Genomic DNA, 22,304 nt, shown 5'->3' with positions numbered 1-22,304 from the left:
ATCCTCGAAATCGTTTAGCCTACCTCGAACCGGTCGCCTCGTCCCGGACAAACCACCTCCAGCCCATAACGCCGCTGGATCTCTTCCTGCAGAGCCTGTTGCGCCAGAGGCTCCCCATGCACCAGGAAGACCTTCTTCAGGCTCTTCACCGCAGGCTCCATCCATGACAGCAGCTCGTGCTGGTCGGCATGTCCGCTCAACTCGCCGATGGAGTCGACCTCCGCGCGAAGCCGCATAGGCTCACCAAAGATATTCACCTCCGCAAGCCTGTCCACCAGCTTGCGGCCCAGCGTATTTGCAGCCTGGTAGCCGGTAATCAGGATCAGGTTGCGGGGATCTTCAATCCCGTTCTTCAGGTGATGCAGAATCCTTCCCGCCTCGCACATTCCCGAAGCCGACATCACGATGAACGGGACATGCAGGTCATTCAGCGCCTTGCTTTCCTGCACCGTCTGCGTATACCGCAGCCGCTCCCAACCGAAGGGATCGATTCCCTTCTGAAAATGTTCGCTGATCTCCTGGTCCCAGTCTTCCGTATGGTTGCGAAACACCTCCGTAACCTTGCTTGCCAAAGGACTGTCCACAAACATGGGAAGCTCGGGAATCTGCTTCTCTTCCGTGAGCTCGTGCAGCAGCATCACCAGCTGCTGCGTCCTTTCCACGGCAAACGCCGGAACGATGATGCGCCCTCCACGAGCCGCAACACGGTTCACCAACCTGGCCAGCTTCTGCTTCACCGGCCCGGGCGGCTGGTGCAGACGATTTCCATAGGTGCTCTCCATGATCAGGTAATCGGCCGCAGGAGCCTCATCCGGATCCTGGATAATCGGGAGGTTCTTTCTTCCCACATCCCCCGAGAACAGCAGGCGCGTCTTCTGTCCTCGTTCCGCAGCCTCCACCAGCACGCACGTCGAACCCAGCATGTGCCCCGCGTTCGTCAGCGAAACGCTGAACCCTTCCTCTTTGGTCGAACCTGTTAGTACAGTCGGCTCGTGCAGCTTTACCGGACGCATCTGGCGCAAAACCTGTTCGGCATCCTCCTGGGTATAGAGGGGCTCGACGGGCTCCGCTCCCGGAGGAACCCCAACCATCTTGCGGCGCGATCTTCTCCGATTCATAAAGTCAGCGTCGCCTTCCTGAATATGCGCACTGTCCTTCAACATCGGGTCGCAGAGATCGATCGTCGTCTGCGTGGTATAAATCGGGCCGCGATATCCCTGGTTCACCAGCCCTGGAAGATTTCCGCTGTGATCGATATGCGCATGGGAGAGCACGACCGCGCTCAGCGCGTTTCCGTTCTGGGCCGCCAGCTCCTCCGGCTTCAACGCCAGGTGCTTGTTGATCGCCTGGGCTTCCTGCCGTTTGCCCTGAAACAGGCCGCAGTCCAGAAGAATCTGACGTCCCGCACACTCCAGATGATGCGACGATCCTGTAACCGTCCGCGCTGCGCCCCAGAAATGCAAACGAATCCCCATGCTGTCTCATCTTCCTTCCGGTCAGATACCTTCAAACGCATACAAGCAATGAAGATAGACGGAACTCCCTCTCCTGACAAATTGCTCATCCCACACAGACAGACCAATTGCATCTCCCACGCCTGTCCCATACACTGGTGATGTCACACTTCATCGAAGTGGGCGGATAGCTCAGTTGGTTAGAGCGCCTGCCTTACAAGCAGGATGTCGGGGGTTCGAGTCCCTCTCTGCCCACCACTCATCAATACCGTAACGTGAATGAGTTACAAGTTTTTTTGGTTCCAGCACAAGGACTGAAAAAACCATTGGGTAGTGATTCTGGTAGTGACCGGGAAATTTACTCACTTGACCACCTCGGTGGCCATCTGCCCAACTGTTGAGCAAACCAGACCATCATCTTCGACCGGAAAGTTCTCAGGGGTCGTGCTCATTTGTCCGATTGTGTGCCCGATTCGATGAGGGTCATAACGGCTGTCACTCGTTAGTCACTCTGTGTTGAGACGGCTAAAACGTCACCGCACACGCAGCGATTCGCATTTTTACCAAGGCGAGATCTTTCGTTTAGGCCGATATTTGACGTGGTAACCGGACTGAGGCTGACCATTTCAGCCAAAGCAAGTCTCATCGATTCGTCGTAGACTGATTGGCAAAGGGTTCGGGCCAGAATGAATTTCAGACCACTTCTTGAGAGGTGTCTAAATGCCGATTCTGAGTCGCCGTACTGCGTTCCAGGCCTTTGGTATCGCTTCGATCACGTCGTTGTTGCCTGCACAGGCGCCGGGATCCCGCAAAGTCGTTGTCACAAAGCCTGGCGAGAACCGCTTCGCCTATACCGTTCCCGAATTGCGAACGGGGGCGGCGTGCAAGCTTACCAGCGAGGACAGCCTCGGTGTGTGTTCATTGTTTGAGTTGAGTGCACCCCCTCGAGGCGGACCCCCGAGACATATCCACCATCGTGAGGACGAGTGGTACTACGTTCTGGCCGGTGAATATTTGTTCGAAGTGGGCGATGTGAAATATACATTGCCTGTTGGCGGAGGTATCTGGGCACCACGGGATATTCCGCACGTCTGGGCCAACACAAGTACAACCGAGGGCAGGATGATTCTTATGTGTCAGCCCGGTGGCTTTGAAAACTTCTTCGACGCATTTGTTAAGGGGATGATGGACAAGGTAAGCCCTGCACAGATGGAACAAATCATGAACAGATACGGGATGGAGATGTTGGGGCCGCCTATCTTTCCTCCAACCACTGCCGTTCAACACTAATGTCACGCCGAGAGCTCATAGCCTCAATCGCGAGATCAGGTCTGTGTGTCTTGATTGCTCTGCTGTCGGCCCCGCTGTCGCTGGCCTCCTAAGACCGCCCCCCCAGTCACGCCAAGTTGCCCCGTGTGCGGCCGGAGGCGAATGTCAGAGAAGCGGTCACCGTTTCTTCCTGCCTTTTTTCTTCACCTCTTTCGTCTCTGCTCGCCGCTTCTTGTCCTTTGGCTTCTTTTTCTTTTCCTTTTGGGTAGCGCGTTTCGGTTCCGCCAGGATCTCCGCGTGATAGGTAATTTCGCTCTCAAACCAGCACAGCATCTCCACCCCGCAGGAGCATAGCTCCCGGTGCGGCATGCTCTTCACCCAATCGCCGCATTCCCCGTGCTTTTCTCCACAGGCAGGACAGACCACCCAGTTCCTGCTCACCGTCCTCAAAACCATGCTTACGTCTCCCCCTGCCTTAGGATGCATGAATCGTGTCTTAGATACTGCATCTGAGATCCGGTCCAATAACTCAAAAAACTCGTCATCTCGACCGGAGCCGCGTAGCTTCATCGCGCGGCGAAGTGGAGAGATCCCTGTATTTGGCCTTTGCTCTTGCTGTTGCCTGTTTCTCTCATTCCGAATCGATGGGCCAGAGGTTTTTGGGCAGGTTTCAGCTTCGCAGCAAGCGAACCTTCCTCGGCCATCACGGCAACCGAATCCCCTCCAGCTCATCAAATCAGAAACGCAGGGAACGCAACATCGGTCTCCTGAGCGCGTCTTATAGACAGGAGCAACGGCGGTGGCAATTGAATTAGAGCAAACGTCGACGTCCGTTTCTCATTTGGCGCCATCGAAGCGCCGGCCCGAGCTGGATGCGCTGCGCGGGTTCTTCCTGGTCTGGATGACCCTCAACCACCTTCCCACACACCTGAGCGACTATTTCAATCAGCCCATCGGCTTCGTCTCCTCTGCCGAGGGATTCGTCTTTCTCTCCGGACTTCTGCTCGCGATGCTTTCCATTCGCCGTGCGGCAGACGACCCGCAGCAGATGCGCGACAAGATCTGGAAGCGCAGCCTTCGCATCTACGGCTATCACCTCTTTATGTTGCTGTTTGCCTTCACCATCGCGGCGTCAGTGGCCTCTCACGCCCATCGTGCCGCACTTGTCAATCTGCTGAACTATTACCTCGCGCATCCGTTCTCGGCGATTGTCTCTTCTCTGCTGCTGATCTACTGCCCGCCGCTGCTCGACATCCTGCCGATCTACATCGTCTTCATGGTCGCCACGCCACCGCTGCTTATCTTCGCGGCTCGCAGAGGATGGGGCTGGATTCTCATGGCAAGCGGCAGTATCTGGCTGCTGGCCCAGTTTGGCCTAAGAACCTGGGTCCACGATCTCGTTGTACGAACCACCCATCTTCATATTCCCCTGCAGGAGACCGGCGCATTCAATCTCTTCGCCTGGCAGCTTGTCTGGGTTCTCGGCCTCTGGATCGGCGCCTCCATCGCCGACCGCGACCGGCCCTTCAACCGGCTTCCTCGCGCAATCTACTTCGTCAGCGCAGCGGTCTGCCTCTTCTTCATGGGCGTACGACACTCCTGGTTCGGGCCGCATCTCTCCCCGCAGTTCTTCGGCCTCCAGCTCGATAAATGGCAGATCGGTCCCCTTCGCCTGCTCAACCTGGTGGCCTTCGCTATCTTCCTTTATGGATCGCGCAGCGTCGTCAAGCGTCTCGTCACCGTCGAGCCGTTCCTTACCCTGGGAAAGGCCTCGCTTGAGGTCTTCTGCGCGCATCTCTTCTTCGTCTTCGTCGGGCTTGCCTTGCTAGCGGGAGATGCCGGACACCTTCACGGCGTGCAAGCCGCGCTCCTCATCCTCCTCACCTTCTCGGGAATGTTTCTCGTGGCCGTTCGCGAGAACAACCGTCAGCAGCAAAATGGCACTCCCAGGGTCGATCCCTACCCCAGCGACGCACCCACTCCGGGCTAGCCAACCCTGGCAAGCATTATGTGCGCTGCTGCATCAACATCTGGACTCCCAGGCGAAGAGCCCCACGCTCCCCCCAGAACGCCAGAGGAGATTCCCCCACATGTACCGACAGCATCCGCTCGAAGAGCTCAGGATTGCTCTGGAAGGTTGCCTGCGTCCAGCGGCGGATTGGCCCAAAGCGATCCAGCAGAAGCATCGTCTGGGACATGAAGACCGGCACCTTTCGAATCCGCCGATGAGCCTCCTCGTAAGACCTCAAATTGCCGTTCTTTAAAGCAGCTCCAAGTGCTGTCGCCTGAAAAAACGAAAGCGCCAGGCCCTGCCCTGCAATTGCATCCACGGAGCCCGAAGCATCGCCGATCAGTGCGGTACATCCTTGTGTAACCCGATCGTAGCGATGCCCCTCCGTCAAGGCTCCGCGCTCCCCACTCACGGGCTCCCCACCCGCGAGTCGCGACGCCAGCTCGGGGAAGTACGACAACGCCGCGCGAACCGATCCAAATCGTTTACGACCCACCACCACCACGCAGATCTCCTCTGCGCTGACAGGCGTCACATAGGCCTGTCCCAGATCGCACCAATGAACCTCCATGAACTCACTCCACGGTCGCACTTTGAAGTGTTGCCTCAAACCAATGCGCCGGCTCAGACGTTTGCCCCATCCAAGCCCGGACCATTTGCGAATGCGGGACTGCAGCCCATCCGCGCCTACAATCCAGTCCGTCCGAATCTCCTCTTCCCCGGTCCGAACTACATTCTTCCGCACTCCCAGGACCTGCGTGGACCATAGAAACTTCACCCCCAAAGCAAGCGCTCTCTGGCGTAGCAGCTCATGAAGAACAATCCGGCGAATTCCCCTCCCCGGCCCTCGAGGAAAACGTGCTTCCATGGATCGGCCGCCTTCCACAAATCGAATCCCCTGAAAGACACCGGTCTCATCCACAGGCAGTGTCACACCCAAAGCTGCGAGAGCGGCCAGACCATCCGGCATCAATCCTTCCCCGCATGCCTTATCGATGGGTGGCTTGAAGCAATCCGCGACCACAACATCGAATCCCTGGCTTCGCGATGCAATCGCGGCAGCTAAACCTGCTGGCCCTCCCCCACAGACAAACACCTCGGTCTTACGCATGTAGATTCGACTACACGGCCATTTAGAGCGATAGGCCTCAAATGTAACTTTGCTGTCGAGAGATTGTGAAGTTGTTGCATCTCCCGTCTCTCACTCCATTTCTTCCCCTGCTAAAGTAGTGCAAGCGGCACAACAACGGTTGCGCCTGCCGTCTCGCTTTCCATGCCTTCCCGCCTCATCATCAACGCAGACGACTTCGGCCTGACCTCAGGCATCAATCGCTCCATCGCCGAGCTCCATCGCGCCGGCGTTCTCACCTCCGCAACCCTCATGGCCACCGGCCCCGCCTTCAAGGACGCCATCGCCATCGCCCGCAGCCTCCCGTCCCTCGGCATCGGCTGCCACATCGTCCTCACCGACGGCGTCCCCGCCTCCCCTCCCGAGACCATTCCCTCCCTGCTCGGTCCCGATGGAAAAACCTTCCGCGCATCCCTGATGAACTTTGTCCAGGCTCTGCTTCGCGGCCACGTCCGTGAGGCCGACATCGAGCGAGAGGCTGAGGCCCAGATCGACAGACTCCGACAGGCCAACGTCGCCATCACTCACGTCGACACCCACAAGCACACGCATCTCTTTCCCGCTGTTACCCGCCCACTCCTTCGTGTGCTCGAACGCGCGAAGATCATGGCCATCCGCGATCCCTTTGAACCGGCGTTCACGCAGCGGCTCGCACACGCTGATCTCAAGCGGCGCTTACAGATCCATCTCCTCAATCGCCTTCGCCCTACCTTCGAGCGCCACCCGCAGCTTCAAAACAGCCGTGTCCTCACGACTGACGGAACCCTCGGAGTCTCCGCAACCGGCAATCTCAACACTTCTACCCTTGACGAGATCCTGAAGGCGATGCCCGCAACCGGAACCTTCGAGCTGGTCTGTCATCCCGGCTACAACGACCGCGATCTCGACCGCGTCACCACGCGCCTCCGCTCCCATCGAGAGATCGAGATGCAGGCTCTCCTGAGCGCCATCCCCGCAAGACTCTCGCAACCAAACGCTCCCACGCTCATCCACTACGGTAGCCTCAACGCAGCTAAGCTGAACGTGGCATCCTGAGCGAAGCCTATGGCGTCTTTATGCCATAGGCAGAGTCGAAGGATCTGCGGTTCTCCGCCACTGCCCACCCGCCATTCCGGCGCAACGTTCTGGAGCCACGATGAAGATCGGCATCACCTGCTATCCCACCTACGGCGGCTCCGGAGTCGTCGCCACCGAACTCGGCATCGAACTCGCCGCACGCGGCCACCAGGTCCACTTCATCACCTCGTCGCAGCCCTTCCGCCTCACCGGGCGCGAGGCCAACATCCACTTCCACGAAGTCTCCGTCGCGACCTATCCCCTCTTCGAGTACCCTCCCTACGATCTCGCCCTCGCAACCCGCATGGCCGAGGTCGCCGACTTCTACTCGCTCGATCTCCTCCACGTCCACTACGCCATTCCCCACTCCGTCAGCGCCCTGCTCGCCAGCCAGATGATCGCCTCGCACTCCCTCCCGGAGCGCCGCCGTAATCTTCCTTTCATCACCACGCTCCACGGAACCGACATCACCCTCATCGGGCTCGATCCCTCCTACCTTCCCATCACCCGCTTCGCCATCGAGCGCTCCCACGGCGTCACCGCCATCTCCGCGCACCTCGCCGACCGCACCCACGAAGCCTTCGGCATCACCTCCGAGATCGAGGTCATCCGCAACTTCGTCAACTGCGACCTCTACACCCGCAAGCCCGACCTCGTCGCCGAGATGCGCCCCCGCTTCGCCTCCCCCGACGAAAAGCTCTTCGTCCACCTCTCCAACTTCCGCCCCGTCAAGCGCGTCCTCGACGTCGTCGAAGTCTTCGCCCGCGTCGCCAGCACTCTTCCCGCGCGCCTCATGCTCATCGGCGACGGTCCCGACCGTAGCGCAGCCGAACACCTCGCGCTCCGTCACGGCGTCCAGGACCGCATCCACTTCCTCGGCAAACAAGACAACGTCCACGAGCTGCTCCCTCTCGCCGACCTCATGATCATGCCCAGCCAGATGGAGTCCTTCGGCCTCGCTGCCCTCGAAGCCATGGCCTGCGGCGTCCCCGCCATCGCCACCCGCGTCGGTGGAGTCCCCGAACTTATTGACGACAACGTCAACGGACTTCTCTTTCCCATCGGAGACGTAGACAGCATGGCCCAGGCCGCCATCGCCTTACTCAACGACACCGCTCGCCTCGAAGCCATGGCCCAGGCCGCCCGCCGCACCGCCCAGGATCGCTTCTGCACCACCCGCATCATCCCGCTCTACGAGCAGTACTACCAGCGCATCCTCGATCAGACCCACACATAGTTCAGGTTCAGCCGAAGCTCAAACCCACCCATCTATCCCCGAGCCTTCGCCCGTCGCATTACATCGTCCATCGCGCTCACCGCAACTTCCAGCACATGCCTTCCACTCTGCGTCCAGCTCTGCGCCTCCAGCACCGGCATTCGCAGCGTTACCTTCGTTCCCCGTCCTGGCCTGCTGTTCGTCTCCACGCTTGCCGTGCTGCCGTACTGAACCTCCATGCGCTCGCGCACATTCTTCATTCCGATCCCGGCTCCCTGATGCACCATCGACTCCGCCCCCGAAACCTCGTTGCGCTCGATCGACATCCCTACCCCGTCGTCCTCTACTTCGATCACCATCATTCCGTCATCGTCGATGCGACTCCGCACCGTGACCGTCCCTCCGCTGATCCGCGGCTCCAGGCCATGCTTGATGCTGTTCTCGATCAGCGGCTGCAGCAGCATACCCGGCACCACCACATCCAGCGTCTCCGGAGCGATCTCCTTCACCACCCTCAGCTTCGCGCCAAACCGCACCACCTCGATATCCAGGTAATCATCCGTAAACGCCAGCTCTTCGTGGAACGGGACAAAGGCATCGCGATCCTTCAGCAGCACGCGCAGAATATTCGCGAGCTTCACGATCATCTCCCGCGCCAGCTCCGGCTGCGACCGCACCAGTGAAGTAATCGAGTTCAAAGTATTGAACAGAAAATGCGGATTGATCTGCCGTTGCAACGCATCCAGCCGCGCCTCCAGCAACAGCCTTCCCTGCTCCTCCAGCTTCCTCTCCACCCGGATCGCATTCCAGATCTTCAGCGGAATCCCCACCACAATCGGTGCATTCGCGCAGATCAGCAGCTCCACCCACCACTCTCCCGAGTGCAGGCTGAAATATCGTCGCGGGTTGAACCACGAGAGCAGGCTCGCGCAGAACTGCATCCCTGCAATCACCACCAGCAGCAACACCTGCCGGTCCAGGTGCGGACGCTTCAGGTTTCTCCTGATCCAGCGATAGATGCTGAGGTCGATCATCGGCGAGAACGACCACACGTCCTCGGGATCGGCGAATCTCGCAAACGTTCCTGCCACCGCCGCCACAATCAGGTTCACCGGCAGCGCCCAGTACTCGTGATGCATCAGCGCCGGAATCGCCAGCGCCGTCCCTCCTGCCATCGCCGTCACCGGCCCCAGCAGGATTCCCAGAAGAAAGGTAGTCTCGAACGAAAGATCTGCCGCAAGAAAGTTTGGTACCTTTACCCGGACCAGAACGCCCAGCACCAGCGGAGCGCAGATCATCGCCGCAAGCTCAGCCTTCTGAAGCGGTGTCTTCCGTGGAGCCAGCAGCGCATCCTTGAACTTCTTCGATCGCGCCAGCGAGCTCGACATCGCCGCCGCCACGCCCAGCTCCACCAGCAGCGTAATCAGAATCAGGGACTGTGAAATATGCACCACGTCCTTACTTTACGCCGCCTTGGGACGGGCAAAGTCGTCAGAAGACTAAGGTGACTATTCGAGCGAAGCTCGAACCGTCTTCCAATATGCATCGCTGCCCCACCCACAGGAATCTAATTGAAGTGAGCGCCAAAACGTATAATCCAAAAGAGATGCCTTTTACTGCCGTAAACAAGGTCGCCAACGCTGACTTTCCTACCCGATGGGGATCCTTCCGGATCCTCGGCTTTGAAGGTATTATCGACAACCCCGAGTCCTGTAACGACGCCCTGCCCGCCCCGACGCGCCGCGTCGAAGGGGCCGTCGCACTCGTCATGGGCGACATCCACACTGCTCCCCCCATTGTCCGCATCCATTCCCAATGCCTCACCGGGGATGTCTTCCACTCCCTGCGCTGCGACTGCCGTCAGCAGCTTGAGCTTGCCCTGGCCATGATCGCCGACGCCGGCTCCGGAATCCTGCTTTACGAGCAGCAGGAAGGCCGTGGAATCGGTCTGATGGCCAAGCTACGCGCCTATGAGCTGCAGGATCAGGGCCTCGACACCATCGAAGCCAATCTAGAGCTCGGCTACAAGGCCGACTGCCGCGAATACGAGCTTCCCGCCGAAGTCCTCAAGCTCCTCAAAGTTCCGGCCGTCCGCCTCATTACCAACAACCCCGCCAAGGTCGAGGCTCTCGAGCTCGCAGGCATCCAGGTTGTCGAGCGCATCTCCGCCGAAGTTCCCCCCGAACCCACCAACCAGCGCTATCTGCAGACCAAACGCGAAAAGATGGGCCACCTCGTAGGCTAGCGCCTCGCACACCGATTCAGGCGTCGTCCTGGGCACGTCATCCTGGGTACATCGTCCTGGGCACGTCATCCTGGGTACATCGTCCTGGGACGTCATTCCGAGCGAAGCCGAGGAATCCCTGTATTCCGCTTGCGCCGCCACCCATGCCCCCAGAGGCACCCGTCTCAAACCTCCGACGACCAACCCCTCGAACCTTCCGCAAAACCTGTCAACCTCCGTTAGGGGCTAAACTACTCCCCATCAGGCAGATCCATCTGCCGATCAGTTTCACCCTTTTCGCTAAACTGGTAGAAAGAAAAAAACTGGGCTCCTTAGCAACCACGCTCCTCCCCTTTACGCGTCTAAGTTGGCAGGTCCGGGCCTAAATCGTGAAGAATGAAGACTTTGACACATTTAGTATGGGGGGGAGGGGGGCCGCCACTTCCATCCGCCTCATCTAAATTCGCATCGCAACGGAAAGCACCTTTAATCAGCAGTCAGCAGGAGGAAAGCTCATGGCCGCCCGTCACCGAACTCTTCTGATCATCCTCGGAAGCCTTCTCGCCCTCATTGTGATCGCCGTGGTCGCGATACCGCTCTTCCTCAACGCCGACACCTTCCGCACCCGCATCGAAAGCGAGCTCACCACTGCGCTTGGTCGCAAAGTCACCTTCGGCAAGCTCGACCTCTCCGTCTGGTCCGGCAGCCTCGTCGCCGAGAACAACACCGTCGCCGACGATCCCGCCTTCAGCAGCCAGCCCTTCCTCCAGGCCGCCTCGGTCAAAATCGACGTCGAGATGATTCCCCTCATCCTCAGCCGTCAGGTCCGCATCACCGGCTTCGCCATCGACTCCCCGAAGATCAACCTCATCCGTCACGCCAACGGCACCTGGAACTACTCCACAATCGGCGCAGCATCTTCAAAGGCCCCCTCCGCTGGCGATGGTTCCAGCTCCATGACCGGCGTTACCGTCGGCCATGTCAACGTCACCAACGGACAGCTCACCGTCTCCACCGAATCCGCCCCCGGAGCCCCTGCGACTCCCAAGCGGACCTATGACCAGGTCAATTTGCAGGCGAAGAACTTCGCCTTCTCCAAGGCCTTTCCCTTTACTGTCTCGGCTCATCTTCCGGGCGATGGAACCGTCGCCCTCAACGGCAACGCGGGGCCCATCAACGCTGCCGATGCCTCGCTTACTCCCTTCGGAGCCAAACTGACGGTCAAGCATATCGATCCCGTCGCCGCAGGCTTCCTCGAGCCCGCTGCCGGAATCACCGGCACCATCAATGCCATCGACGTCGAAGCCACCTGGAACGGCAAGCAGCTTCACGTAGCCAACCTCACCGTTGATACCCCCAACCTCAACGTCGTCCGCAAAGGAACCCCCAAGGCTGCGCCCACTCCGCAGAAGGCTCCCGACAGTAACGACATGCTCAGTACTCTCACTGCGGATCATCTTCAGGTGAAGAACGGCACCCTCTCGCTCAGTACCGCGGGCCAATCCAAGCCAGCCGTCTACCAACAGCTCAACGCGGAGGTCACCAACCTCTCGCCCACTGCGTCCTCGCCCTTCAAACTCACCGCCCAGGTTCCCGGTGGAGGCTCTCTGACCGCAGACGGAAACGCCGGTCCCATCAACTACGACGACGCCGACTCCACGCCTCTCAATACCCACGCTGTCCTCAACCATATCGATCTTGCTTCGAGTGGCCTGGTTGCGCCCGAGACCGGAATTAAAGGCATCGCCAACGTCGATCTCAAGGCCACCTCCGACGGCAAGGCCCTTAACGCGAATATCTCGGCCAACGCCCAGAACCTGCAACTGGCACGCAACGGCTCCCCCTCTACCCTGCCCGTCAATCTTCAGATGGCGCTCGTGCAGAACATGCAGGCTCTCACCGGACAGATCTCAAGCGCAACCGTCACCATCGGCCGCGTCGCAATCAATATCAACGGGACCTACCAAACCAGCGGGCCTACCACGGCGATTAACCTCAAGGTCAACGGCCAGTCTCTCTCGATCGATGAGCTCCAGGCCTTTCTTCCCGCTGTCGGAGTGCACCTGCCCACGGGCTCACGCCTGCAGGGAGGAACCCTCACCGCGAACCTCAACGTCACGGGGTCCACCGCCAATCCCATCATCAACGGCCCAATCAGTCTCAATAACACCAACCTCGCTGGGTTCGATCTCGGCTCCAAGCTCTCCAGCATCACCGCACTCACCGGAGGCAAGCCCAATACCGGCTCCGGCACCGCCGTCCGCTCCCTCAGCACCAACATCCGCGTCGACGGCGGCAACGTCCGCACCGACAACCTCGCCCTCGATGTTCCCGCTCTCGGAACCGCAACTGGGGCAGGAACTGTTGCCGCATCCGGAGCGCTTAACTACAACGTCATCCTCAAGCTCACGGGTCTCCTGGGTGGAGGCAAAGCAGGCAGCAGCGCTGCCGGAATCGGCGGCATCGCCGGCTCACTCATGGGCATGATCCCCAACAGCGGAGCCGCGGGCGCAATTGGCGGCGTCGCGACCAGCGCACTCCGCAACGGCGTCCCCGTCGCCATCGGAGGCACCACCTCGAACCCGACCTTCACTCCGAATCTCAGCGGAGCCATGAAGAGCGGAGCCTCCGCCTTTACAGGAGGGGCGAAGAACGCTCCCGCGCAGAAGCCGGCCGACCCTCTTGGCGATGTCCTCGGCGGCCTTCTCAACAAGAAGCGCTGAAGAAGCACTCGTCTGGCGGCACAGCTTCAGCCGCGCCGCCAGACTTTGATATGGGAATGGGCTTCGGCCTCTGGATTTACTTCCTGCTTTTCTTGTTGATCAGCTATTTTCTCGCGTGGCCATTACGACCTTCGCAGTCGTGATGGCCTGTCCCACATGGCGCTGCGTATGATCCGCGCAATGCACCAGCAAACCGCCCACGGTGGTGGGGAGCTTCTTTCTTCCCACCGAGCGTGGTTGCTCATAACTCTTATCGGAGAACGCGAGAACCCGTGTGGTCGAAACCTCGATCGCCTCCGCGAACTCCATCAGAGTCGCTTCACGATCGACAAACTCGTCTTCTGTCTTCAACAGCTTCAGCTGCCGCTCCGTGAGCTGCTGGCCGTCCGCATAGGTCAGCAGCCGATCGAGCGAGCGAGCGATGTGCCGCAGCTGAAATCCCACGGAAGGAAGCCCAAACGGACGAGCCTCCATCTCTTCGCCATTCAAGCGATCGCACCATAGCGCAAGATCCTCAGCCGCAAGTTCAAGCGCATGCAGCACTCCGCGTCGAACCGCATCCACCTCGCCCCGCGTGCCCCTCAACCACGGCTCAACCCTCTCATCCGTCATCAGGCCACCTCCATCCTCTCCACGCGGAAGTCGAAGCAGCCCGCCTCGCCATCCCGCACCAACACATACTGCACCGAAACATCTTCAAAGATCTTGGCGATCTCTGCCTCCTGATCGCCTGCTGCCGCACGCCGTTCCGTCAACAGCCTCTGCTCTCCATCGTATCCATCGAGCACCACTGGATAAGGTACAAGCTCGCTCGGATAGCCTGCTTCCTCGTCGAACCGCTCGCACAGATCCGAATGAATAAACACCGGTCCAGGGGCTGGCACTGGAGCCAGCCCGTAAAACGGATTGCAGGTAAACAGCGTCCTGCTCTCTTCTCCGATGCGGAACGGACGCAGACAGTGCCTGCAAGGCCCGTGCCCCTTCGCTACTTCCGTATGAGCCGGATGCCCATAGCCGGGCGAGCTCTTCGTCTCCAACATCTTCTTCGCGGTCTCGGTCGGCAATGCAATCACTCGAATCTCAGTCATCTCACACTCTCCTCATCAGGTCTGTTGACCCTGAGAAAAGTCTGAACCTTGCTGGCTGCAGCTACACTCCGATCTGTTCACCCAAACTCAAAGGCCCTTGCTCTTACGGAACTCGCGGACCACTTCTGCGACATCCCTGTGCTGACCATCCACGGCATCGTTCATCCCGCGAACCTCATCGGCGGTCAACTTTCCCGCCAGCCTGTCCATTGCGGTCTGGATCTTTGGATGCCGCCTCAGAGAGTCCTCCCGGATCAATGGGACTGCTTCATAGGGCGGGAAGTAATGCTTATCGTCCTCGAGCGCAACCAGTCTCAGTGCCCGGATCGGTCCATCAGTCGAATTTCCGGCAACCATATCGACCTGATCTGCCGAGAGCGCCCGGTAGAGCAGTCCCAGATCCATCGTCCGCGGATCGTCGTTGAACTTCAGCCCATAGGCGGCTTCCAGCCCATGCAGGCCATCGGGCCGCTCCTGAAACTCGTACCCTACACCGAGCCGCATCTCTCGTGCGTGTGGCACGGCATCCGAGATGGTCGTGAGGTTCATCCGCTTCGCCTCGTCTCCGCGCACTACCATGGCGAAGGTGTTCTCGAAGCCCAACCCCGGCTCGACGCGAATCTGATAGCGCTGCTCGTACAGACGCCGCACTGTCTCAAAGACCTGGGTTCGCTCGCGCTGCCCAATCGGCGGCAGAGGCTGCTTGAGGATCGCGGTCAGCGCCGTCCCCGTGTACTCCACGTAGCCGTCGATTCGTCCGCTCACCAGCGCCTGCTGGCAGAGGTAGCTTCCGGCCAGGTAAAAGCGCCGTTCCACCGGCTGGCCGGTGACGGCCTCGATCTCCTGCGCCAGCAGCTCGCCCAGCACAACCTGTTCGGTAAAGTTCTTCGCCCCAATGGTCACTCGCGAAGATCGCGGTGGAGCACATGCAACGCACCACAGCAGCAGGCAGATTGCGGCGCCGCTCACAAAAAGACCCGGCCGCAAGATACGCGATTCGACTCCCCGCCTGGCGGATCCGCTCCTCATGACCGCCGCACCGCCAGTCTCTTTTCCACCCATCCCAGCATTGCGTCTGCGATAAGCGCCAGCAGGGCGGCTGGAATCGCCCCGGCCAGTACCAAGCCGTTATCCACGCTCGCCACCCCGCGGAAGATCAACTCGCCGAGACCTCCTGCCCCAATCGCCGCCGCGATCGTCGCCACACCCACACAGATCACTGTCGCGGTACGCACACCTGCCAGAATCACGCTCGCCGCCAACGGCAGTTCAACTTTCCTGAGCCGCTGCCAACCTGTCATCCCCATGGCGTTGGCGACATCGGTCAACTGCACATCGACGCTGCCGATTCCCGCGTACGTGTTGCGCAGGATTGGCAGCAGAGCGTAGCCGGTGAGCGCCACAATCGCTAGACGAGCCGCATTTTCTCCCAGCCAGGGCACCGGTAATAGTAGGCCGAAGAGCGCGAGGCTCGGCACAGTCTGCACCACATTCGCAAACCCGATAACGGGATTCGCCCAGCGACGTTTTCGAGTCAGCAGAATCCCAAGCGGCAGCCCGATCGCGACCGCAAACAGCATGGCGCTCAACGTTAGCCACAGATGCTCGAAGGTCAACCGCCCGATCTCCCACCCATGCTGCCTGATGAATTGCATCATGTTCTCACCATGCGATGTACGGCAGAAACATAATGTTTTACATGAGAGTTATCGGAGCCCTCCACATCAGCTGGAGGCAGATCGGCAACGACGACTCCGTCTGCCAGTATGAGAACGCGGTCGGCCAGGTAAAGCGCCTCGTCCAGATCATGCGTTACCAGCAGAACGGTCTTGCTCATCCGGCTCAACAGCGCCTTGAGCATCGTTTGCATCTCTGCCCGGGTCAGCGGGTCCAGCGCCCCAAACGGTTCGTCCATGAGGAGCACAGGGGGATTGAGCGCGAGGGCCCGTGCCAACCCCACTCTCTGACGCTGGCCACCGGAAAGCTGCCAGGGAAACCGTTCATGCAGTGAATCGAAGTCCAGACCTACCTGCAGGATTACCTCTTGCGCACGTGTCGCTATCTCAGTCTTCGACTTTCCCGCAAGCTCAAGACCAAGCCCGGCGTTGCGTTCCACCGTCATGTGGGGAAAGAGACCGGTTTCCTGGATCACGTAGCCGATGCCGCGCCTCAGGGCTGCCAGTTCGTCGGTGCCGTGAATCGCATTTACCGTCTGGCCGTTCACCGTGACTTGGCCCGAGGTCGGCCTAACCAGACCATTCACGGTCCGCAGCAAGGTGGTCTTGCCCGATCCACTGCGCCCCAGCAGCGCCGTCGTGGTGCCGGCGGCGAGCGAGAGGGAGATCTCACGCAAAACAAGAGGCCCACCTGCCGGCGTATAGCTCACCTTCGCGAACTCAACGCCAGCCGTGGGCATGTGGTCTACTTTACCGCGCCTTGCAGATTACTGCGCGGCGTCGGGGTCCGACTCGGCACTGGCCGGCGAACCAACCGCGGCAGGCTCGCTGCCGTTTCCGGGTTGCCCTTTCACCCGAACGATGGTGATCTTGTCGAAGCCTTCTTTGAAGTTCGGCGGCTTCAGACGCTCCGCCATCTTCTGCATTACCTCGTCTGAGACGGAGCGATCGCGTTTGCTGTTCCGCTCCATGCACACAGCCAGGGGAACGTCGAAGAAGACGGCCTGAACCTCATAGCCGAAGCTCTTCGCCATCCGGATCCACTGCCTGCGCTCATGCGGCGACAGGTTGGTCGCGTCGACGTAGTTCCAAGGCATCTTGGCGATCAAACGCGCGCGCAGGAGACTTCTCAGGGTGGAGAATACAAGGCCCTGATAGCGCTGTTCCGTAATGTCGTCGAACAGGATCGTCCGAAGCAGATCGCTCGACAGGGGTGTGACTCCGCGGCGTTTGTACCAGGTCGTCTTGCCCGATCCCGGGAGGCCGATCGTCAGCACGACGTATCCCTTCGGAGACTTTGCAGCAGGCTGCTCGGCTGGCGCTACCGCAACCGAATCCGGCTGGGTCTCCACGACGAGCTTCTGTTCCTGCTCTGCGGGGGAAAACGGCGGTGCCGGCTCATCGGGGACCTGGATCTCAGGCTCCGCCGCCAAGGGCCGTGGCTTTGGCTCGCGGGCTTCGACCGAAGTCTGATCCGGGTAAGAGGGCCGGAGGGGTGCCGGTTGATTTGCGGGCAGTTCCTGCCCGCTCTTGCCCGTGGACTCCGAATCATTCGGTCCACGTCTTGGGCGTCGTCTCATCTTTTCGCTTATCCATTCGCGCAGATCGCGCATACGTCGCTTGTAACACACGGCTAAACCCGCTCGCAAATCAGGGAACCCATGACGGCAACGCTTTCTCGATTTTTCTCGATATCAGTACATCGTCCATTCATCCTGCGCAGCTACCTTGCCCGGTACGAGGTGATGTATGCAAACAGAGACCGCGGAACTCGATCAGCTTCAGAATGCCTTCAAGGAAGCCGTCGAGGCTTGGATTACGACGATCCGTCAGGAGGAAGCCCTGGCTTCCTCAGAGCACTCCGTCGCTGACATCGATCAATGGGAGTCCGCTGCTGATCTTCAACAGCAGGCAGGCGAAAAGGTGAGCGCCGCAAAGCGTCTTTACGAGGACGCATTGCGGGAGAAGTTCTTCAGCTTCTAGGGCTTCGACCTTTGCGGCGGCCCGTACACCGGTGGTAGCATCCGGTGTTGATGATGTACGGGCCATTTTGGCCGTTCTACAATAGATAAAACGAATAACTACTCAGCACCACACGACAGGAGCAACGGTAAACATGGCTGTAAAGGTAGGTATCAACGGCTTCGGCCGCATCGGACGCAACGTCTTCCGCAGCGCTCTCGGAAACCCTGAAATCGAATTTGTCGCCGTCAATGACCTGACCACGCCGGCCACACTCGCGCACCTGCTGAAGTACGATTCGATCCTTGGCAACCTGCACCACGACATCAAGCATGGACCGGACTTCATCTCGGTCGATGGCAAGCAGATCAAGGTCTTCGCCGAGCGCGATCCGGCCAAGCTCGACTGGGCCTCAGTTGGAGCCCAGGTGGTTGTTGAGTCCACCGGCTTCTTCACGGACGCGGAGAAGGCCAAGGCCCATCTCGGTTCGACCGTGAAGAAGGTCATCATCTCCGCTCCGGCCAGCAACGAGGACATCACCATCGTGCTGGGCGTCAACGAAGGCAAATACGACGCCTCCAAGCACAACGTCATCTCGAACGCGAGCTGCACCACCAACTGCCTTGCCCCCATCGTGAAGGTGCTGCACGAGAACTTCGGCATCGTAAACGGCCTGATGAACACGATCCACAGCTACACCAACGATCAGGTCGTTCTGGATGCTCCGCATAAGGATCTTCGCCGAGCCCGCGCCGCCGCACTCTCCATGATCCCCACCAGCACCGGTGCCGCAAAGGCCCTCAAGCTCGTCATCCCCGAGATGGCCGGCAAGCTCGACGGCTTCTCCATTCGCGTCCCAACCCCGACGGTCTCGGTAGTTGATCTTACGTTCGTCTCCGAGAAGCCGATCACGGCTGAGAGCGTCAACGCCGCCATCAAGGCTGCCGCCGAAGGCCCGTTGAAAGGCATTCTCGGCTATACCGAGGAAGAGCTCGTCTCGAGCGACTTCCGTGGCAATCCCCTCTCCTCGATCTTCGATTCAAAGCTGACCAAGGTTATCGGGAATACCGGTAAGGTTATCGGCTGGTACGACAACGAGTGGGGTTATTCCAACCGCGTCAAGGACCTCATCCTCTTCCTCGTGAAGAAGGGCCTGTAATACAGCAACCAGAACCATCACTCCGGGAAAACGACCCGGGCTTTCGTGCCCGGGTCGTTCCGGAATCGCAACAGACAGTACTTCGCAACTTCTCTGTACCCCGTTATGGCTTCAAGCGATCTACGTTTCGACCTTTCCTTCTTTCGTTTGCTTAGGGACAGCTACCATCGTCTTACCGGGCTTTCTCTTACACCGGAGAAACTCGACGAATCCCAGGCATCCGAATGGCTCTACAAGAGCGCTCCCTTCGGTGTTCTTGCCCACAACACTGCGACGGATCCCGTCTTCGTCTACGGCAACCAGACCGCGCAATCTCTGTTTGGATACAGTTGGGACGAGCTGACGGCTCTGCCATCGCGTCTTTCCGCCGAAGCTCCCGAACGTGGCGAACGACAGCGTTTTCTCGAACAGGTCCAACATGACGGTTTCGTCTCGGGATACTCCGGCATTCGCATCACAAAAGACGGGCGACGCTTCCGCATAGAGAATGCAACCGTCTGGCAGCTGATCGACGATCACGGAACACATCATGGACAAGCGGCGATGCTTCCGACGGATGCGATGAAAAGCGTTCTGTAGAGCAGGAGATTGTTAACATCCAATCCCCTGCCCCTCCGCTTATATCGCTTCTAGGTACGAAAAAGGCCGGTGCTTTCCACTCCGCAGAAAGTAAACGCAGATGATGATGCTCGCCACAGCGGCATAAGCGCACCACACCGATGTAAACGCATAGCGCTTCACCGCCATCGTAATCAGCAGAATCCCAAGGTTTGCTCCGCCGAAGATCACCATGTCTCTCACCTTTGAGAAAAACAGGGATCCGCATGTAGCGATTACATAAAGGACGGCAAGAACCGTATTGTTCGTTCCGTCATTGATGTAGACGATGCTGTTGCCCTGAACGAAGATTCGCAATGGGTATGCCACCAGCCCCCAGAGCATATAGAGCGTTGTTCCTGTGCCGATAGCTAGAAACGGCAGCATCCGCCTTCGACTCTTCAGGTCCGGCTCAAACAGCAATACGCTGAGCGGCAGCAGAAATGGCAACAGACCCTGGGCGTATAGCACGAACGCCGCACCCATTTTGTGAGTCACCTCAGGGGACAAAACACCGTCCAGCCCGAGCCAGACAAACCCCTCGATGAACTGATGGATTGCAAACAAGGTCGGCAGCGATGCGAACAACAGCTCTCGTTTATGCTTCACCCGGGTGAATGTGGCCACTCCGATTGCACCCAACACAGCACTTCCAACAAAGTTCGCTGCCGCCGAAAAACACACTGATCTCTCCTCCTGGTGCCAATCCTGTCTCCGACCGCAGCAACAGCAGAAGCAGGCTTCGTTGGAATACTTTCTTGACCTTCCAATCCTCCCACACCCCGGAAACATCATGCCGGGAAAAGCCCCTAAACTCGGTTGGGATTTTCCAGGATGGGCACTGGGCGGATGCACGCCTATTGCTCCCAAGTGTATGAAAACTCGATGTAACAGCCCGTAACATAACTGATGGAAACGTGCCAAAAGCCCCTCTCGCATGTCAGCATCTTTCACCATGAGATCTTTGAGTTGCGTGGCCTCTGCTCTATTCCTCGCCTTTATTGCCGTTTCAGCTTCTGCCGCTGCACCCGCATCGTCAGACCTTGTCGTTTACGGAGGTACAGCTTCAGGCGTAATGACCGCCTATTCGGGTGCGCGTGAGGGATTGCACGTCATCCTGCTGGAGCCGGGCACCCATCTCGGCGGTATGGTTACAGGAGGCCTTTCGGCCACCGACCTCGGCCACTTTCAGATCATCGGCGGCTATGCCCATGATTTCTATCTGGAGGCGGCCTCTCATTACGGCGTCCGCGATCTGTTGAGAAGGTCGAACTGGCTCTCGGAGCCGCACCTCGACGAGGCGATCTTCGCTGAATGGTTAAAGAAGGCAGGCGTCGAAGTTCACTTCAAGGAACGACTGCGCGAATCAAACGGAGTGGTGAAAGCCGGTACACACATCACCGGCCTTACGACGGAAGATGGAAAGACCTGGCGAGCGAAGGTCTTCGCCGACTGCTCCTATGAAGGAGATTTGATGGCGCAGGCGAAGGTTGCTTACACCGTCGGGCGCGAGTCGACCACGGTGTATGGCGAGAACCTCGCAGGCGTACGCGTAGAGACGCCAAAACACCAGTTTCTGTGGAAGATCTCGCCTTACGACGATCAGCATCACCTGATGCCCTATGTTGACCCCGGTCCCATGGGAGCTGACGGCGAAGGCGACAAGAAGGTCCAAGCCTATAATTTCCGACTTATCCTCACCAACGATCCAGCCAACCGCCTTCCCTGGACGAAGCCAGCTGGCTACGATGCCTCTTTGTTCGCCCTGCTCGCCCGTTATTTGCAGCAATTTCAAGAGCACATGAACCGTCCGCCTGTGCTGCACGATGTGATGAATCCGGTAGCCATCCCTGCCCACAAAGCGGATTTCAATAACAATGGGCCTTTTTCGACCGACTATATCGGGAAGAGCTGGACGTACCCTGACGCCACGTATGCCATACGCAAACGGGTATGGGAGGAGCACCTGCTCTATACGCAATCCTTTTTATGGTTTCTATCGCAGGATTCCAAGGTACCCACCTCCCTACGCGCCGAGGTCAATACCTGGGGCCGGGCCAAAGACGAGTTCGCGGACACTGATCACTGGCCCAACCAACTTTATATCCGTGAGGGCCGACGCATGGTCGGCGAATACGTAATGCACCAGGCGGACCTGCAGACCGATCGTACCAAGCCGGACTCCATCGGGATGGGCTCCTACAACAGCGACTCGCACAACATCCAACGCGTTGCCATGCCCGATGGTTCGGTTCGTAACGAAGGCGACGTGCAAGTTTCGGTGCAGCCCTATGAGATCTCTTTCCGAGCCATTCTCCCCAAAACTTCAGAGACCGACAATCTGCTTGTTCCGGTATGCCTCTCCGCCTCCCACGTTGCCTATTCCTCGGTTCGCATGGAGCCGCAGTACATGATCATCGGACAGGCTGCCGGGGTAGCGGCCGCTATGGCGATCAAAACCCACGAGCCAGTCCAGAAGATCGATGTGGCAAAGCTGCAGAAACTCCTGCGCGACCACGGCGCCATTCTGCACGTGGATCAGGAGGAAAAGGCTGAACAAAGGTAGCTGAAAGACTAAGCCTCTTTCTGCAAAATCAAGGGAAAGATGGATGCGTAGCCACACAGAGCCGGACGGGACATTAGTGATGATCTAATAATTGCCGACCGAAATCCAAAAGACACGAACTTGGCGGTGCGAAAAAAGACGAAGCCTCTCGGAGTGGTTCGTGCCCCCGGGAGG

21 protein-coding genes and 1 tRNA gene are annotated in these 22,304 nt (G+C 59.0%); 11 read left to right on the top strand and 11 right to left on the bottom strand.

The genetic code is table 11. The features are described from left to right. Positions 1 to 14: 14 nt before the first annotated feature. Positions 15 to 1,475: an MBL fold metallo-hydrolase RNA specificity domain-containing protein gene (locus AC5S26_RS17780; RefSeq protein ID WP_494186266.1), complete on the bottom strand. Its 1,461-nt coding sequence runs from the start codon at positions 1,473 to 1,475 to the stop codon at positions 15 to 17. 160 nt (positions 1,476 to 1,635) lie between these two features. On the opposite strand from AC5S26_RS17780, the gene AC5S26_RS17775 reads away from it, so the two are divergent. Further along, positions 1,636 to 1,712: transfer RNA gene (locus AC5S26_RS17775), tRNA-Val, on the top strand. A 462-nt stretch (positions 1,713 to 2,174) separates the two neighbouring features. Next, positions 2,175 to 2,744: a cupin domain-containing protein gene (locus tag AC5S26_RS17770; protein WP_494186265.1), complete on the top strand. Its 570-nt coding sequence runs from the start codon at positions 2,175 to 2,177 to the stop codon at positions 2,742 to 2,744. Positions 2,745 to 2,900: 156 nt separating this feature from the next. On the opposite strand, the gene AC5S26_RS17765 is transcribed toward AC5S26_RS17770, so the two are convergent. Beyond that, positions 2,901 to 3,293, bottom strand: a complete 393-nt coding sequence (locus tag AC5S26_RS17765; protein WP_494186264.1) for a hypothetical protein — start codon at positions 3,291 to 3,293, stop codon at positions 2,901 to 2,903. Positions 3,294 to 3,522: 229 nt separating this feature from the next. On the opposite strand from AC5S26_RS17765, the gene AC5S26_RS17760 reads away from it, so the two are divergent. Beyond that, positions 3,523 to 4,713, top strand: coding sequence for an OpgC family protein (locus AC5S26_RS17760; protein WP_494186263.1), 1,191 nt, complete (start codon positions 3,523 to 3,525; stop codon positions 4,711 to 4,713). A gap of 16 nt (positions 4,714 to 4,729) precedes the next feature. Here AC5S26_RS17760 and AC5S26_RS17755 read toward each other — a convergent pair whose 3' ends face one another. Further along, positions 4,730 to 5,845 (bottom strand): NAD(P)/FAD-dependent oxidoreductase, encoded by a 1,116-nt coding sequence (locus tag AC5S26_RS17755; protein WP_494186262.1) that lies wholly within the window; start codon positions 5,843 to 5,845, stop codon positions 4,730 to 4,732. Positions 5,846 to 6,007: 162 nt separating this feature from the next. Between AC5S26_RS17755 and AC5S26_RS17750 the strand changes: the two genes are divergently transcribed. Both AC5S26_RS17750 and bshA read left to right on the top strand, forming a co-directional pair. Beyond that, complete coding sequence (locus tag AC5S26_RS17750; RefSeq protein ID WP_494186261.1) at positions 6,008 to 6,898, top strand: ChbG/HpnK family deacetylase; 891 nt, start codon at positions 6,008 to 6,010, stop codon at positions 6,896 to 6,898. A 100-nt stretch (positions 6,899 to 6,998) separates the two neighbouring features. Next, positions 6,999 to 8,156 carry an N-acetyl-alpha-D-glucosaminyl L-malate synthase BshA gene (gene bshA, locus AC5S26_RS17745; protein ID WP_494186260.1) on the top strand — a complete coding sequence of 386 codons (1,158 nt, stop codon included), beginning with the start codon at positions 6,999 to 7,001 and terminating at the stop codon, positions 8,154 to 8,156. A 32-nt stretch (positions 8,157 to 8,188) separates the two neighbouring features. Here the strand turns inward: bshA and AC5S26_RS17740 are convergent, their stop codons facing one another. Next, on the bottom strand, positions 8,189 to 9,523 hold the full coding sequence (locus AC5S26_RS17740) for a sensor histidine kinase (protein ID WP_494186661.1): 1,335 nt from the start codon (positions 9,521 to 9,523) through the stop codon (positions 8,189 to 8,191). Positions 9,524 to 9,741: 218 nt separating this feature from the next. Between AC5S26_RS17740 and ribA the strand changes: the two genes are divergently transcribed. Both ribA and AC5S26_RS17730 read left to right on the top strand, forming a co-directional pair. Then, on the top strand, positions 9,742 to 10,380 hold the full coding sequence (gene ribA, locus AC5S26_RS17735) for a GTP cyclohydrolase II (RefSeq protein ID WP_494186660.1): 639 nt from the start codon (positions 9,742 to 9,744) through the stop codon (positions 10,378 to 10,380). Positions 10,381 to 10,874: 494 nt separating this feature from the next. Then, positions 10,875 to 13,082, top strand: coding sequence for a DUF748 domain-containing protein (locus tag AC5S26_RS17730; RefSeq protein WP_494186259.1), 2,208 nt, complete (start codon positions 10,875 to 10,877; stop codon positions 13,080 to 13,082). A 99-nt stretch (positions 13,083 to 13,181) separates the two neighbouring features. Here the strand turns inward: AC5S26_RS17730 and AC5S26_RS17725 are convergent, their stop codons facing one another. The 6 genes from AC5S26_RS17725 to AC5S26_RS17700 form a co-directional block, all read right to left on the bottom strand. Then, entirely contained in the window at positions 13,182 to 13,694 is a 513-nt protein-coding gene (locus AC5S26_RS17725; RefSeq protein ID WP_494186258.1) for a DinB family protein, read from the bottom strand. Continuing rightward, complete coding sequence (locus AC5S26_RS17720) at positions 13,694 to 14,170, bottom strand: DUF1203 domain-containing protein (protein WP_494186257.1); 477 nt, start codon at positions 14,168 to 14,170, stop codon at positions 13,694 to 13,696. Before AC5S26_RS17720 ends, AC5S26_RS17725 begins: the two co-directional genes overlap by 1 nt. 87 nt (positions 14,171 to 14,257) lie before the next feature. Next, complete coding sequence (locus AC5S26_RS17715) at positions 14,258 to 15,157, bottom strand: glycine betaine ABC transporter substrate-binding protein (RefSeq protein ID WP_494186256.1); 900 nt, start codon at positions 15,155 to 15,157, stop codon at positions 14,258 to 14,260. 38 nt (positions 15,158 to 15,195) lie between these two features. Next, entirely contained in the window at positions 15,196 to 15,828 is a 633-nt protein-coding gene (locus tag AC5S26_RS17710; RefSeq protein ID WP_494186255.1) for an ABC transporter permease, read from the bottom strand. Then, positions 15,825 to 16,586, bottom strand: coding sequence for an ATP-binding cassette domain-containing protein (locus AC5S26_RS17705; RefSeq protein ID WP_494186254.1), 762 nt, complete (start codon positions 16,584 to 16,586; stop codon positions 15,825 to 15,827). The genes AC5S26_RS17710 and AC5S26_RS17705 overlap by 4 nt, the downstream gene beginning before the upstream one ends. A gap of 27 nt (positions 16,587 to 16,613) precedes the next feature. Beyond that, positions 16,614 to 17,426, bottom strand: a complete 813-nt coding sequence (locus AC5S26_RS17700; RefSeq protein ID WP_494186253.1) for an AAA family ATPase — start codon at positions 17,424 to 17,426, stop codon at positions 16,614 to 16,616. Between the two features lie 169 nt (positions 17,427 to 17,595). Between AC5S26_RS17700 and AC5S26_RS17695 the strand changes: the two genes are divergently transcribed. From AC5S26_RS17695 to AC5S26_RS17685, 3 genes are all read left to right on the top strand, one after another. After that, positions 17,596 to 17,829 (top strand): hypothetical protein, encoded by a 234-nt coding sequence (locus tag AC5S26_RS17695; protein ID WP_494186252.1) that lies wholly within the window; start codon positions 17,596 to 17,598, stop codon positions 17,827 to 17,829. A gap of 133 nt (positions 17,830 to 17,962) precedes the next feature. Continuing rightward, the gene (gap, locus tag AC5S26_RS17690; RefSeq protein WP_494186251.1) at positions 17,963 to 18,967 is read left to right on the top strand and encodes a type I glyceraldehyde-3-phosphate dehydrogenase; all 1,005 of its coding nucleotides are present in this window, start codon (positions 17,963 to 17,965) and stop codon (positions 18,965 to 18,967) included. Positions 18,968 to 19,072: 105 nt separating this feature from the next. Next, positions 19,073 to 19,546: an MEKHLA domain-containing protein gene (locus AC5S26_RS17685; RefSeq protein WP_494186250.1), complete on the top strand. Its 474-nt coding sequence runs from the start codon at positions 19,073 to 19,075 to the stop codon at positions 19,544 to 19,546. A gap of 39 nt (positions 19,547 to 19,585) precedes the next feature. Here the strand turns inward: AC5S26_RS17685 and AC5S26_RS17680 are convergent, their stop codons facing one another. Continuing rightward, entirely contained in the window at positions 19,586 to 20,248 is a 663-nt protein-coding gene (locus tag AC5S26_RS17680) for a DUF6629 family protein (RefSeq protein ID WP_494186249.1), read from the bottom strand. A 289-nt stretch (positions 20,249 to 20,537) separates the two neighbouring features. Between AC5S26_RS17680 and AC5S26_RS17675 the strand changes: the two genes are divergently transcribed. Further along, positions 20,538 to 22,130 carry an FAD-dependent oxidoreductase gene (locus AC5S26_RS17675; protein ID WP_494186248.1) on the top strand — a complete coding sequence of 531 codons (1,593 nt, stop codon included), beginning with the start codon at positions 20,538 to 20,540 and terminating at the stop codon, positions 22,128 to 22,130. Positions 22,131 to 22,304 lie beyond the last annotated feature (174 nt).

Source organism: Edaphobacter sp. FHG110511_03 (assembly GCF_059115365.1).
This window is presented reverse-complemented; position numbering and strand designations above follow the sequence as displayed.